We start from the raw sequence: 12,904 nt of genomic DNA on the forward strand, positions 1-12,904 counted from the left end.
GACACCACACGACAACTAGTTGACTTCAGACGACAGCTACCCCAAGGTGAGCGCTGTGCCCGCCATCCGCTCCGCCGGTCTCCGCGGCTTCCGCGCGACCGTGGCCGAACTGGGCGGGGACGCCGAGGCGTACGCGGTCGCGGCGGGGCTGCCCGTGGACGCGCTCGACGCCGACGACCTCCTCGTCGAGGACGTCGCCATGGCCGCGGTTCTCGAGATCGCCGCGGCGGAGCTGGCGTGCCCCGATCTGGGGTTGCGGATCGCACGGCGCCAGGATCTCGGCATGCTCGGGCCGCTCGCACTCGCGATCCAGAACTCCTCGACCGTGGGCGAGGCACTCGAGTGCACCGAGCACTACCTGTTCATCCATGCCCAGTCACTCAGCCTGCGTGCCGAACCCGACCCGTACGGGACGCCGGGGATCGTCGCGCTGCGGTACGGAACGAAGCCCGGGGTCGTCGCGCCCGTCCAGGGCACCGACATGGGGCTGGGGTTCCTCCACCGCGCCACCATCGCACTGGTCGGCGGGTCGTACGGACTCCGCTCGGTCGAGCTCCCCTACGTGCCGGCGGCTCCGGTGTCGGTCTACGAGAACTTCTTCGGCGTCGCGGTCAGCGTCGGCCGTCCCGCCGCCGTCCTCCGGGTCCCGGCCACACTCCAGAACCGACCGCTCCACGGCGGGGACTCGAACCTCAAACGGCTGGCCCTGGCCTTCCTCGCTCGGCAGGGCGCCGGACCCACCACCGAGGTGGCTCCGCGGGTGCGCACCATCCTGCAGCAGTCCCTCGGCACCACCCCACCGCACATCGACGGTGCCGCACATCTGCTGAACCTGCACCCGCGGACGTTGCAACGCCGATTGGCCGGGGAGGGAACGTCGTTCGCGGCGATCGTCGACGAGGTGCGCCGCACGGAGGCCCATCGGTACCTCACGACGACGTCGCTGCCGATGAGTCAGATCGCGGCCGCTGTGGGACTGTCCGAGCAGTCCGCCTTCACTCGTGCGTGCCGACGGTGGTGGAACGCGACGCCCACCACCGTCCGCCGCGGCGCTCTCTGACCCGACTCAACTGAAGTCGGTCGACGCCAGATCCTTCTCGTCGTCCACGATGGCCTTGACGATCCGGTCGGCGACAGCGTCCGGATCGAGACCGTCCGGCATGGTGGGCGCCGTGCCCGCGATCGCGCGCCCGGCCAGACCGGTCTCGGTGTGCGGCGGACGTACGTCCACCACGCGCAGCTTCCGCCGACGCGCTTCCGGTCGCGCCGCCTCGACGAACGCGCTGATGCCGGCCTTCGCCGCGCAGTACGCCGCCATCCCGCCGACGGGCTTCTCCGCGATCACTCCACTGATGCTGACGACGACGCCCCCGGACTCCACCTCGGTGAGTGCCGATCGCACCAGCCGCAGAGGCGCCAGCAGATCCACCAGCAGCAGATCGTCGACGGTGTCGTCGTCCACCTCGGCCGCGGGTCCGAACGCCACCACGCCCGAGGCGATGACGACGCCGTCGAGCGTTCCGGTGTGGCTCTTGGCCGCCGCGATCAGGTCGGCCGGGGCCGCGGGGTGGGTCAGGTCCGACGCCACGAGGTGCGCGCTGCCCAGGTCGACACCGGCCAGCGTCTGCTCCGAGCGGCCGGACGCGGTGACGGTGGCGCCGGCGTCGAGCAGGCGGCGAGTGATGCGCGATCCGAGAGCGCCGGAAGCGCCGGTCACCAGGAAGTGCTTGCCCGGGAGGTCCATGTCAGTTCTCCAATCCGGCGAGTGTGTCGACCACGGCTGCGGTGGCGGACCGGGTCCAGGTCACCGGGTCCTGTCCCTGCGGGCTCACGCACACGGTGTCGACTCCGAGCGCGGCGAACCCTTCCATCTCCCGGAGGAAGCCGGCCTCGTCGGCCACCGGGTCGAGCGAGGTGATGATGGTCTTCTCGATCTCCGCGTAGTCGCGGTTCTCGCGCTCGCAGTGACCGCGCAGCACGTCGAGCTTGTGTGCCACGGTCTCCTGGTCGGGGGCGAAGAGGTTGCACAGCGAGGCGTACCGCGCGACGAACGCGAGTGTCTTCTTCTCCCCCGACCCGCCGACCATGATGGGCGGACCCGGACTCTGCAGCGGCCTCGGCTCGCAGAGCGTCTCGGCCAGCGAGTAGTGCGTGCCCTCGAAGGGTCCGTCGTCGTCGCTCCACATCTGTCTGCAGATGCGTAACGTCTCCTCGAGACGCTCGAACCGCTCGGACATCGACGGGAACGGCACACCGAGGCCGCGGTGCTCGCGCTCGTACCAGGCCGCACCGATGCCGAGCATCGCTCGACCGCCGGAGAGCACGTCCAGGGTCGTGACCGTCTTCGCCAGGAGCCCCGGATGCCGATAGGTCACGCCCGTGACGAGCAGGCCCAGGCGGATGCTCTCGGTCCGGCCCGCGAGGAAGCCCAGCGAGGTGTAGCCCTCGAGCATGGGGTCCTGCGCGGTCGCCAGATTCTCCATCTGGAACCAGTGGTCCATGAGCGTGAACAGCGTGCACCCGCCGTCCTCCGCAGCGCGCGCGGAGTCGGAGAGCAGTCCCGCCGTGGCCGCGGAGCCACCCTGAAGGGTGAAGTAGGGATAGTGGACTGCCAACTGCACGATGGTTCTCCTCGATGGTCGGATCAGCACTCCGCCGACGCGGTGCACTCCCGGGGAACATTCGGAGCACCGGGCACCGTTGGTCCTCGTATGACTGGTTCGAGAACGACACGCACCGTGGTCGCCACGGCCTTCGGTGGACCCGACGTCCTGGCGATCCGCGACGAGGTGGTCGACGAACCGGGTCCCGGACAGGTCGTCGTGGACATTCGCGCCGCCGGCGTCAATCCGTTCGATCACAAGCTCTACAGCGGCGCATTCGGGACGGACGAGAGCACACTCCCGCTGCACCTCGGCAGCGAGGCGTCGGGCGTGGTGTCCGCGGTGGGGCGCGATGCCGTCGGACCGGCGGGTCCCGTCCGTGTCGGCGACGAGGTCATCGTTCTGGCAGACGGCGCCTACGCCGATCGCCTTCTCGTCGATGCCGACGCGGTGCTGCCGAAACCGCGGGCGCTGGGCTGGGAGGAAGCGGCCGGGTACTCCCTCACTGCGGCCACCGCCTACGACATGGCGGAGCTCGCGAACGTCGAGGGGGGCGACCGCGTCCTGGTCCACGGAGCATCCGGCGCCGTCGGCTCGCAGGCGGTCCAGCTCGCCCTGCACCGCGGAGCACAGGTGATCGGCACCGCGAGTCCTCGCAACCTCGACGCGGTGCGCGCCCTCGGCGCCGTCGCGGTCGCGTACGGCGACGGTCTGCTCGACCGGGTACGCACCGCGGCGCCCGACGGCGTGGATGCCGCGCTGGACACGGCCGGCACCGACGAGGCGATCGACGTGTCCCTGGCGGTGGTGCAGGACCGGACGCGCATCGTGACCATCACTGCCTTCGGTCGGGCAGCCGACGAGGGTTTCCGGTCCGCGGGCGGCGGGAACAACGAGAGCGCCGCACGGCGCAAGGAGGCGCGTCTACCTCTGCTCGAGTTGGCCGGATCGGTGATCACCGTGACGGTGGCCGGGACGTTTCCCCTCGCGGAGGCGGCCACCGCCCACCGCGAACTGCAGACGCACCACCCGCGCGGCAAGTACGTCCTCGTCCCCTGACGACGGCCTCGCGGAGACGCGCGGGGGTGGGGAGACTACCGTTGAGCTCAGAACGCATAGACATCTAGGAGCGGATACATGAGCGTCGAGACGAACGAGAAGAAGCGCCACCGCGTCGTCGTCATCGGGTCCGGCTTTGGTGGCCTCTTCGGCACACAGGCCCTCAAGCGAGCCGATGTGGACGTCACGCTCATCGCGCGGACCACCCACCACCTGTTCCAGCCACTGCTCTACCAGGTGGCCACGGGCATCCTCTCGGTCGGCGAGATCGCCCCCGCGACCCGCGTCATCCTGCGCAAGCAGAAGAACGCCGAGGTTCTGATGGGTGACGTCGAGACCATCGACCTGACGAACAAGACCGTCACCTCGCGGCTGCTCGAGCGCGAGACCGTGACGCCGTTCGACAGCCTCATCGTGGCTGCGGGCGCCCAGCAGTCCTACTTCGGCAACGACCACTTCGCCGAGTTCGCACCTGGCATGAAGACGATCGACGACGCCCTGGAACTGCGCGGACGCATCCTCGGCGCGTTCGAGCAGGCCGAGTTGTCCACCGATCCGGCCGAGCGCGAGCGCCTGATGACGTTCGTCGTAGTCGGCGCAGGCCCCACCGGCGTCGAGCTCGCGGGCCAGATCTCCGAGCTCGCGACGCGCACGCTCGACGGAGCCTTCCGCAACATCGACGCCAAGGACGCGAAGGTGGTGCTGCTCGACGCGGCGCCCGCCGTGCTCCCCCCGATGGGCAAGAAGCTGGGCGAGAAGGCCGCGAAGCGCCTCACCAAGCTCGGTGTCGACATCCAGCTCAACGCGATGGTCACCGGCGTCGACAACGACGGTCTCACCGTCAAGGACAAGGACGGCACCGAACGCCGCATCGAGGCGCAGTGCAAGGTCTGGTCCGCCGGCGTGCAGGCCAGCCCGCTGGGCAAGCAGCTCGCCGACCAGTCGGACGGCACCGAGGTCGACCGCGCGGGCCGTGTCGTGGTGGAGCCGGATCTGACCGTCAAGGGACACCCCAACGTGTTCGTGGTCGGCGACATGATGTCGGTCAAGGACGTCCCGGGTATGGCGCAGGGCGCGATCCAGGGCGCCAAGTACGCGGTGAAGCAGATCAAGGCGTCACTCGACGGACAGAACCCGTCCGAGCGCAAGCCTTTCTCGTACTTCGACAAGGGGTCGATGGCCACCGTGTCGCGATTCAGCGCCGTGTGCAAGGTCGGCAAGCTGGAGTTCGGCGGGTTCATCGCCTGGGTCGCATGGCTCGGACTCCACCTCTTCTACCAGGTGGGATACCGGAACCGTCTGACGACGGTGATCTCCTGGTTCGTCACCTTCCTGGGCAAGGGTCGGGCGCAGATGGCGTCCACCGAACAGCAGGTGTTCGCGCGCCTCGCGATCGAGCAACTCCACACGCTCGAGCAGGAGAACCGCGTCGACGGCGTGGCGATCCCCACCCGCACGGTCGAGGCGACCTCGAAGGCGGCGGACCGCGAGTCCGGTGCCACGGCCGATGCAGCGGAACAGAGCAAGCAGCTCGACAGCACGGAGAAGCGGGCCGCCTCCGGCGCCTCACCCACACCGGCGGAGCGTCAGGGCGAGGAGCCCTCCGCGAACGACGGAGCGGCGGAGACCGCGGAGGCCAAGCGCGCAGGCTGATCTCCCCGCGCCGAGAGCGCAGCGACCGACCGGGTGACCGGGAGCCGATGGCCGAGCCAGGTGGACAGTGTTCCGCCTCCGGCCATCGGCATCGTCGTCTCCAGACCGGCCACGGCGTCTCCGGAAGGACTGTCCGCCAGACACTCCGGCCAGGTCAACGTACTGATCGATGCGGTCGGCGCGAAGAGCGCGTCGTGCCCGGCAGCGCCCCTACCCAGGTCGAGTCGGTGGCGGAGCACCGGACCGGCCACGCCGTCGACTCGAAAGAGACCCGACCACCGGCCGTCAATGTCCCCGGTCCGGCCGATCTGGATTCGTTCGCGCACGGCGGCGCGCACCCGGTCGCCGAGATGCAGCGACACCGACGATCGGTGGTCCGCCGATCCGGCGACGATGGTGGGTTCCGGGTCCACGATCACCTCGGCGCCGTCCTCGACGTCCACGGTCCACGACGCGTGCGACACGTCGGTCGAGCGCCCGGGCAACGCCACCGAGGCGGCGACACTGCACACGTGCAGCCGCGCCCCCGCCTCGACCACGATCCGGACGTCGATGGTGTCCCCACCCAGCGGGGTCGCGGCCGAGCCGACGAGGTGGACACGGTCGACTCCGGTCCGGCGTACGGCGAGCCCGCCCACCGCCTCGATGCGCGGTGACCTGCTCCGCGACGCGACGACGAGCACCGTCGAGCGCAGCGCGCCGTGCGTCGTCACGTCAGGCGGCGACGGCAGCGAGCTGCTCGCGCACCCAGGTGAGCACCACCGTCGCGGCAGGATCCTCCGTGAGCGAGATCAGAGCGGTGGGACGACCCTCGCGCACCCGCACCGCGTCGTTCTCCATGACCGTGAGGTCGGCACCCACCATGGGGGCGAGATCGGTCTTGTTGATCACGAGAAGATCCGAGAACGTCACGCCGGGACCGCCCTTGCGCGGCACCTTGTCACCGCCGGCGACGTCCACGACGAAGATCTGCACGTCGATCAGCCCGGACGAGAAGGTCGCGGTGAGATTGTCGCCGCCCGACTCGACGAGGATCAGATCGAGCGGCGGATTGGCGTCGACCAGGTCGTCGATGGCATCCAGGTTCGCCGTGATGTCGTCACGGATCGCCGTGTGCGGGCAGCCGCCGGTCTGCACGGCCGTGATGCGCTCGTCCGGCAGAACTGCGTGACGGCGCAGGAAGTCGGCGTCCTCCGTCGTGTAGATGTCGTTGGTCAGCACGGCCAGTGACAATTCTTCGCGCAGCTGGCGGCACAGCGCCGCCACCAGTGCGGTCTTGCCGGATCCGACGGGACCGCCGATACCCACGCGCAGCGCTTCTCCGGGTGTGCGGACGCGCTTGGGCCGGTCCAGGGCGTGGGAGTGGGGCTCGCCGTCGATGAGATGCGGAGGCATGGGTGTTCTCTCTTTCTGTGGGGTGATCAGGAGACGAAGAGCGGGCGTTCGCGCCGGACGTGACGTTCGCCGAGGTGGTCCAGCAGCGGATCCGATTCGTCGGACAGAGCCGGGAGCGCGCGTGCCACCGACGCCGCGATCCGGTCGCACTCGGCCGCGAGCGCCACGGTGCACCCCGCCACGGCGCCCGGGTCCAACGCGAGAAGTCGCTGGGCGGCGATGGCGGCGCCCGTCATGGCCGTGTAGATCTGCACGGACGCCGTCTCGTACGGTCCCGCGCCGGTGACGGCACCGACGACTCCCGCCACGACGGGCAGGTGCGGGCGCCGTCCGACCGCCGTCCAGTCGTGGTCCGGCCATACCGTCTCGGCGAGGCGACGCAACCCCCTCCCCTGGGCGCGGGACGCGGCGCGAGCCGCAGGAGACGGCGTGCGGGCGTCGGTCTCGCGATCGGCGGCGTCCGCGGGCAGGACACCGGCGGCCACAGCGGCAGCGACCGACGCCGCCACGGCGCCGCTGATGCGCATACGCCGCAGCAGATACGCCTCGAGCGTCGGCAGGTCCCGGACGAGTCCCTCGGCGATCGCCTCCTCGACTCCCCCCGAGTGCACGTGCCCACCGATCGGGAGCCGTGAGTCGGCGAGGGTGAGCAACGTGGCGAGGCCGACACCGGAATGCGGATTCGTCATCAGAACAGGAAGTACCGCTGCGCCATCGGCAGCTCCGTCGCCGGCTGCTCGGTCCAGACGTCGCCGTCGATGCGGACGGTGAAGGTGTCCGGATCGACCTCGATGCGGGGAACCGCGTCGTTGTTCACCATCTGTGCCTTTCCGATGCCGCGGACGTTCCCGACCGGAACGAATCGACGCGCGACGTCGAGGCGATCGGCCAGCCCGTCGTCGAGCGCCTGGGGCGCGACGAAGTGCACGGACGTGGCGGCCGCCGCCTTGGGTGCCGCTCCGAACATCGGTCGCGGCAGTTCCGGCTGCGGTGTCGGAATCGAGGCGTTGGCGTCGCCCATGGTGGCCCACGCGATCATGCCGCCCTTGATCACCAGATGCGGCCGGACACCGAAGAACGCCGGCTCCCACAGCACGAGGTCGGCCAACTTGCCGGGCTCGACGGATCCGACCTCGCCGTCGAGTCCGTGCGCCACGGCCGGGCAGATCGTGTACTTCGCGACGTACCGCATCGCGCGGTTGTTGTCCGCACGGTAGTCACCGGCGAGGAAGCCACGACGCTTCTTCATCACGTGTGCGGTCTGCCACGTCCGCATGACCACCTCACCGATGCGTCCCATTGCCTGCGAGTCGCTGCCGATCATCGAGATGGCACCCATGTCGTGCAACAGATCCTCGGCCGCGATGGTCGAGGGGCGGATGCGGCTCTCGGCGAAGGCGAGGTCCTCGGGAATGGACGGGCTGAGGTGGTGACAGACCATCAGCATGTCGAGATGCTCGTCGAGAGTGTTGACCGTGTGCGGCCGAGTCGGGTTGGTCGAACTCGGGAGCACGTGGGGCTGCGAGGCGACCGTGATGATGTCCGGCGCGTGCCCGCCGCCCGCACCCTCCGTGTGGTACGAGTGGATGCCGCGACCGGCGATCGCGCCGAGGGTGTCCTCGACGAAGCCCGCCTCGTTCAGAGTGTCCGAGTGGAGCGCCGCCTGCACACCGGCCTCGTCGCAGACCCGCAGGCACGCGTCGATGGCGGCCGGGGTCGAGCCCCAGTCCTCGTGCAGCTTGAATCCCGATGCGCCGGAACGTAACTGCTCCCACATCGCGTCGGGTGAGACGGTGTTGCCCTTGCCCAGCAGCGCCACGTTCAGCGGCCACCCGTCCATGGCCTCGAGCATCCGCGCCAGATGCCAGGCACCCGGGGTCACGGTGGTCGCCTTCGTGCCCTCGGCGGGGCCGGTGCCGCCGGCGATGATGGTGGTGATGCCACCGCCGAGCGCCTCCTCCATGAGCTGGGGGGCGATGAGGTGCACGTGGCAGTCGATGGCGCCGGCGGTCAGGATCTTGCCGTTGCCGGCGATGATCTCGGTGGACGGCCCGATGACGAGACCGGGATGCACTCCCGGCATGGTGTCCGGGTTCCCGGCCTTGCCCAGCGCCACGATCCGTCCGTCACGCAGTCCGACGTCGGCCTTGATCACACCCCAGTGGTCGAGCACCACGACACCGGTGATGACGGTGTCGGGCGCACCGTCGGCCCGCGTGGCCCGCGACTGTCCCATCGACTCGCGGATCACCTTGCCGCCGCCGAACACGGCCTCGTCGCCGGCGAGACCCGGCCCACCGCTGCGGTCCTCGGTGATCTCGATCAGCAGGTCGGTGTCTGCCAGGCGGATCCGGTCACCCGTGGTGGGTCCGTACAGCTCCGCGTAGCGCGAACGATCGAGGTACGCCATCAGTGACCGTCCCGGGGTGTCGTGTCGTCCAGTGCGCCGGGCGGGGTGAGCGAGATGCCGTGAACCTCGCGGAGACCGCCGATGTCGACGAGCACGACCTCCTGAGCGATACCCGGTTCGAACCGCATCGCGGTGCCCGCCGGGATGTCGAGGCGCTTCCCGTGCGCGGCGACGCGATCGAACGTCAGCGCGGCGTTGGCCTGCGGGAAATGGACGTGACTTCCCACCTGCACCGGCCGATCGCCGTCGTTCACGACGTCGAGAGTGAGCGACGCACGACCGGCGTTGAGCTCGATCGACCCGTCCTCGGTGATGATCTCTCCGGGAATCACGCGTACTCCTTCACGAGATCGGGTCATGAACGGTGATGAGCTTGGTGCCGTCCGGGAACGTGGCCTCCACCTGCACCTCGTGCAGCATCTCCGGGATGCCGTCCATCACGTCGGCGCGGGTCAGCACCTCACGGCCCGACGACATCAGTTCCGCCACGGACCGCCCGTCGCGTGCGCCCTCGAGCAGGTGGTCGGTGATCAGCGCGATCGCCTCCGGATGGTTCAACCGGAGTCCGCGCTGCTGCCGGCGACGCGCCAGTTCCGCGGCGTAGCTGAGCAGCAACCTCTCCTGCTCGTGCGGAGACAATCTCATGGGGGACACTTCCCTTCGCGGCGAACGACGGCGACAGGCAATGCTGGCACGACCTGGGCCGTCGCGCTCGCCGGACGCGCGTCAGGACGCGCCGATCCGCCCCGTGTCCTCGATGTTCTGCAGTCGGACCTGGCCGCGGGCGATGAGACGGTCCGCGGCATCGGTGATGGTGACGGTCCAGATCTGCTGGGTCCGCCCGCGGTGCACGGGCAGTGCCTCGGCGGTGAGCACGCCCTCGCGGGCGGCGCGGATGAAATCGGTGGTGTTGTTGACTCCGACGACGTGGCCGCGATCCCCCAACCACAGGGCGCCCGCCGTGCTCGCCAGCGACTCGACGACGGCGCAGTGCACGCCGCCGTGCACGATCCCGAACGGCTGCAGGAGTTCCGGGCGCACGGTCCACTCCGCGGTGACCCGATCGGGCCCCAGTTCGCGGAACTGCAGACCCAGCACCTTCCCGAAACCGCTGTCCAGCTGCTCTCGAAGTTCGTCCGACACCGACGGTGACACATCGTTCATGGCGTTCAGTGAATCACGTGGACGGACACGAAGCGGCGGGCCTCGCAGTGTGTCGCGAGGCCCGCCGGGGCACGGACGCCGACGTCGCTGCAGCCCTCAGGACGTCGGCACGATCCGAAGTTCGTGTGGCTCGGACTATACAGGATAGCCTTGCCTAAGTCACGCAGGTCGCCGTAACCGAACGCGCCACCCCGCGTCGACGAACGCATCGAGGAGCATCTGCCCCCTGCGCCAGCCGCCGTCACGAGACACGCCACCCAGCAACGGAACTCGTGCCGAGGCGCCGAGGACCGACTCGCCCACGATGCGGCTCATCTGCGTGACGTCCAGAGGACCGAGCGCGGACAACCCTGCCGCGGCGACCTCGAGCGAGCGAGCAGCGCGATGCGCGGTCCAGGCCGCGAGCGCCTCGTCGCACGGCATGACCACCGTTCCCGCGGTCGCGCCCGAGCCGGACACCGAGCGCAGCGCCGTGTCCCGCACGCCCGCCCAGTCGATGCCCACGTCGCTGTCGAGATGGATCCAGAGATTCTCGGGGCCGGGATCCCACACGCGTCCGCATCCGACGAACGCCGCGGCCGAACGTCCCACGACCGCGTGCACGAGTGCGGCCGCCACCTGGTCCACCGCACGACGCGGGTCCGGATGGTCGAGCGACGACCGGCGCAGCAGGGCCTCGAAGCGGCCCGACTCGAGCCCGGTGGCGAACGACCACCAGCGACGCTTGCTCTGCTCGGCCATGTCCGCGACGGCGTACACGCGGGGGGCCTCCGGATCGAGGTGTCGCAGAGCGGTCATGGTGTGCCGGAAGGCGGTGGACACCGCGGCTCGACGATCGTGCGGTGAGACGACGGTGTCGATCGTGACTGTCATCGGATGGAACTCCTCGTCTGCAGGTGCCCGGACGGTGACACGCACCGACCGGTCGAGGCGACCGGTCGAGTCATAAGGTAAGCCTAACCAATACACCGAAGACAACCGGGTGTGGTTCGCATCACCGCGAGACCGCGCCGCCACACGACTGCTTAGGCTTGCGTAACCTTCCATGAGAGACACCACCACACCGATCGAGGAGGACCGCGTGACCGACACCGCGTCCGGACCTCTCGCATCTCACCCCGGCCCGAACGACCTCCCCGAGCCCGGCACCATGGTTCGTCCCGATCGCGACTACTCGATCGCCGACGCGGATCGGCGGGCGCCCGGCCGGGTGACCGTCGCGGCAGCCTCGGCGGTCGACGTCGGTGTCGTCCTGCTCCCCCTCGTGCTCGGCCTCGTCGTCGTCCGATCGCTCGCCGACGACAACGGCGGCGGCCAGGTCGACCGCGCGGTCTTCGGCGTCATCGCGGTGCTCGCGGCCGCGGGTGTGCTGGTGTGGAACCGGGGGTTCCGGGACGGTCGCGCCGGACAGAGCGTCGGAAAGTCCCTGTTCGCCCTCGTGCTGCGGGACGCCGAGACCGGTGACGCGGTGGGCGTCCGACCTGCTCTGACGCTGCGTCGGAAGCCCGGTGTCGAGACGGTCCGGCTCACCGTCGCGGTCGCGGAGGACTTCGAACCGGTCGCTCCGGACACCTCCTCGGCAGCGACCCGTCGACGCCGAACCTCCGGACTGATCATCCTCGTCGCCGCCATCGTGCTCGTCGCGCTCATGAGCGTGGCCGTCGGTGCGCGGCCGCTCACCTTCGCCGAGATCTTCCATGCGCTGTTCTCCGCCACCGGGACCGACACCGACGTGATCGTCCGGTCGCTACGCCTCCCCCGCACGATCCTCGGACTCGTCGTGGGCATCGCACTCGGCGTCGCCGGCGCCCTGATCCAGGGCCACACCCGCAATCCGCTCGCCGATGCCGGGTTGCTCGGCCTCAACGCCGGTGCCGCCTTCTTCGTCGTCATGGCGATCTACCTCTTCGGCATCACGTCCCCCGGTGGCTACCTCTGGTTCGCCTTCGCCGGCGCTGCCGCGGCCAGCATCGTCGTGTTCGGTACCGCGTCTCTGGGCGGGGCGAGGGCCAACCCGCTGTCGTTGGCCCTCGCGGGAGCCGCGATCGCGTTCTTCCTGCAGGCCATGACCAACGCGGTGGTGCTGCTCGATCAGACCACCCTCGACAGCTACCGGTTCTGGGTCGTCGGCTCCGTCTCGGGACGCGGGCCGGACATCTTCTGGACCGTGCTCCCGTTCATCGTCATCGGGCTGATCATCGCCGTCGCGGGCACGCCCGCCCTCAACACGATCAGCCTCGGTGACGACGTCGCCCGCTCACTGGGCACCAACATCACCCTCACGCGCGTCGTCGGCATCGTGGCCATCACACTTCTGACCGGCGCGGCGACCGCTGCGTGTGGGCCCGTGGCCTTCGTCGGACTGGTGGTGCCCCACATCGCGCGTGCCATCACCGGCCCGGACTATCGCTGGCTGCTCCCGTTCGCCGGCGCGCTGGGCGGTGTCCTGCTCGTGCTCGCCGACGTCATCGGTCGCGTCGTCGTGCGGCCCGGTGAACTGCAGGTCGGCATCGTGCTCGCGCTGATCGGCGCGCCGTTCTTCATCGCCCTGGTACGCCGTCGGACGTTGGTGTCGCTGTGACCGCCCACCCGACCGTCCGTTCCGCGGCGACCGCGCCGT

At 69.8% G+C, this 12,904-nt stretch carries 13 protein-coding genes and 1 pseudogene; 4 read left to right on the forward strand and 10 right to left on the reverse strand.

What is annotated here, in order from left to right; translation table 11 throughout:
* Positions 1-19 precede the first annotated feature (19 nt).
* Positions 20-1,060, forward strand: coding sequence for an AraC family transcriptional regulator (locus tag HQ306_RS11705; protein ID WP_261769395.1), 1,041 nt, complete (start codon positions 20-22; stop codon positions 1,058-1,060).
* 6 nt (positions 1,061-1,066) lie between these two features.
* Here the strand turns inward: HQ306_RS11705 and HQ306_RS11710 are convergent, their stop codons facing one another.
* Both HQ306_RS11710 and HQ306_RS11715 read right to left on the reverse strand, forming a co-directional pair.
* Positions 1,067-1,744: an SDR family oxidoreductase gene (locus HQ306_RS11710; RefSeq protein ID WP_222631246.1), complete on the reverse strand. Its 678-nt coding sequence runs from the start codon at positions 1,742-1,744 to the stop codon at positions 1,067-1,069.
* 1 nt (position 1,745) lies between these two features.
* Positions 1,746-2,621, reverse strand: coding sequence for an LLM class F420-dependent oxidoreductase (locus HQ306_RS11715; protein WP_222631248.1), 876 nt, complete (start codon positions 2,619-2,621; stop codon positions 1,746-1,748).
* Between the two features lie 90 nt (positions 2,622-2,711).
* Here HQ306_RS11715 and HQ306_RS11720 point away from each other — a divergent pair, with 90 nt between their 5' ends.
* Both HQ306_RS11720 and HQ306_RS11725 read left to right on the forward strand, forming a co-directional pair.
* Positions 2,712-3,662 carry an NADP-dependent oxidoreductase gene (locus tag HQ306_RS11720; RefSeq protein ID WP_222631251.1) on the forward strand — a complete coding sequence of 317 codons (951 nt, stop codon included), beginning with the start codon at positions 2,712-2,714 and terminating at the stop codon, positions 3,660-3,662.
* Positions 3,663-3,740: 78 nt separating this feature from the next.
* Positions 3,741-5,079, forward strand: a pseudogene (locus HQ306_RS11725) (NAD(P)/FAD-dependent oxidoreductase); the annotation flags it as partial.
* Positions 5,080-5,248: 169 nt separating this feature from the next.
* Here the strand turns inward: HQ306_RS11725 and HQ306_RS11730 are convergent.
* The 8 genes from HQ306_RS11730 to HQ306_RS11765 form a co-directional block, all read right to left on the reverse strand.
* Complete coding sequence (locus tag HQ306_RS11730) at positions 5,249-6,028, reverse strand: urease accessory protein UreD (protein ID WP_308115433.1); 780 nt, start codon at positions 6,026-6,028, stop codon at positions 5,249-5,251.
* Position 6,029: 1 nt separating this feature from the next.
* Positions 6,030-6,710: an urease accessory protein UreG gene (ureG, locus tag HQ306_RS11735; RefSeq protein ID WP_027505415.1), complete on the reverse strand. Its 681-nt coding sequence runs from the start codon at positions 6,708-6,710 to the stop codon at positions 6,030-6,032.
* A 26-nt stretch (positions 6,711-6,736) separates the two neighbouring features.
* Entirely contained in the window at positions 6,737-7,399 is a 663-nt protein-coding gene (locus tag HQ306_RS11740; protein WP_222631253.1) for an urease accessory protein UreF, read from the reverse strand.
* Positions 7,399-9,120, reverse strand: a complete 1,722-nt coding sequence (locus HQ306_RS11745) for an urease subunit alpha (protein WP_222631261.1) — start codon at positions 9,118-9,120, stop codon at positions 7,399-7,401. Before HQ306_RS11745 ends, HQ306_RS11740 begins: the two co-directional genes overlap by 1 nt.
* The gene (locus tag HQ306_RS11750; RefSeq protein WP_222631271.1) at positions 9,120-9,452 is read right to left on the reverse strand and encodes an urease subunit beta; all 333 of its coding nucleotides are present in this window, start codon (positions 9,450-9,452) and stop codon (positions 9,120-9,122) included. The genes HQ306_RS11745 and HQ306_RS11750 overlap by 1 nt, the downstream gene beginning before the upstream one ends.
* Before the next feature lie 10 nt (positions 9,453-9,462).
* Complete coding sequence (locus tag HQ306_RS11755; RefSeq protein WP_027505419.1) at positions 9,463-9,765, reverse strand: urease subunit gamma; 303 nt, start codon at positions 9,763-9,765, stop codon at positions 9,463-9,465.
* A gap of 81 nt (positions 9,766-9,846) precedes the next feature.
* Positions 9,847-10,284, reverse strand: coding sequence for a PaaI family thioesterase (locus tag HQ306_RS11760; RefSeq protein WP_222631273.1), 438 nt, complete (start codon positions 10,282-10,284; stop codon positions 9,847-9,849).
* A gap of 159 nt (positions 10,285-10,443) precedes the next feature.
* On the reverse strand, positions 10,444-11,157 hold the full coding sequence (locus tag HQ306_RS11765) for a hypothetical protein (RefSeq protein WP_222631275.1): 714 nt from the start codon (positions 11,155-11,157) through the stop codon (positions 10,444-10,446).
* Between the two features lie 277 nt (positions 11,158-11,434).
* On the opposite strand from HQ306_RS11765, the gene HQ306_RS11770 reads away from it, so the two are divergent.
* A complete protein-coding gene (locus HQ306_RS11770; protein ID WP_222631553.1) occupies positions 11,435-12,865 on the forward strand; it encodes an iron chelate uptake ABC transporter family permease subunit in 1,431 nt (476 codons plus the stop codon).
* Positions 12,866-12,904: the final 39 nt, after the last annotated feature.

The organism is Rhodococcus sp. BP-160 (genome assembly GCF_019836205.1).
GTDB lineage: Bacteria > Actinomycetota > Actinomycetes > Mycobacteriales > Mycobacteriaceae > Rhodococcoides.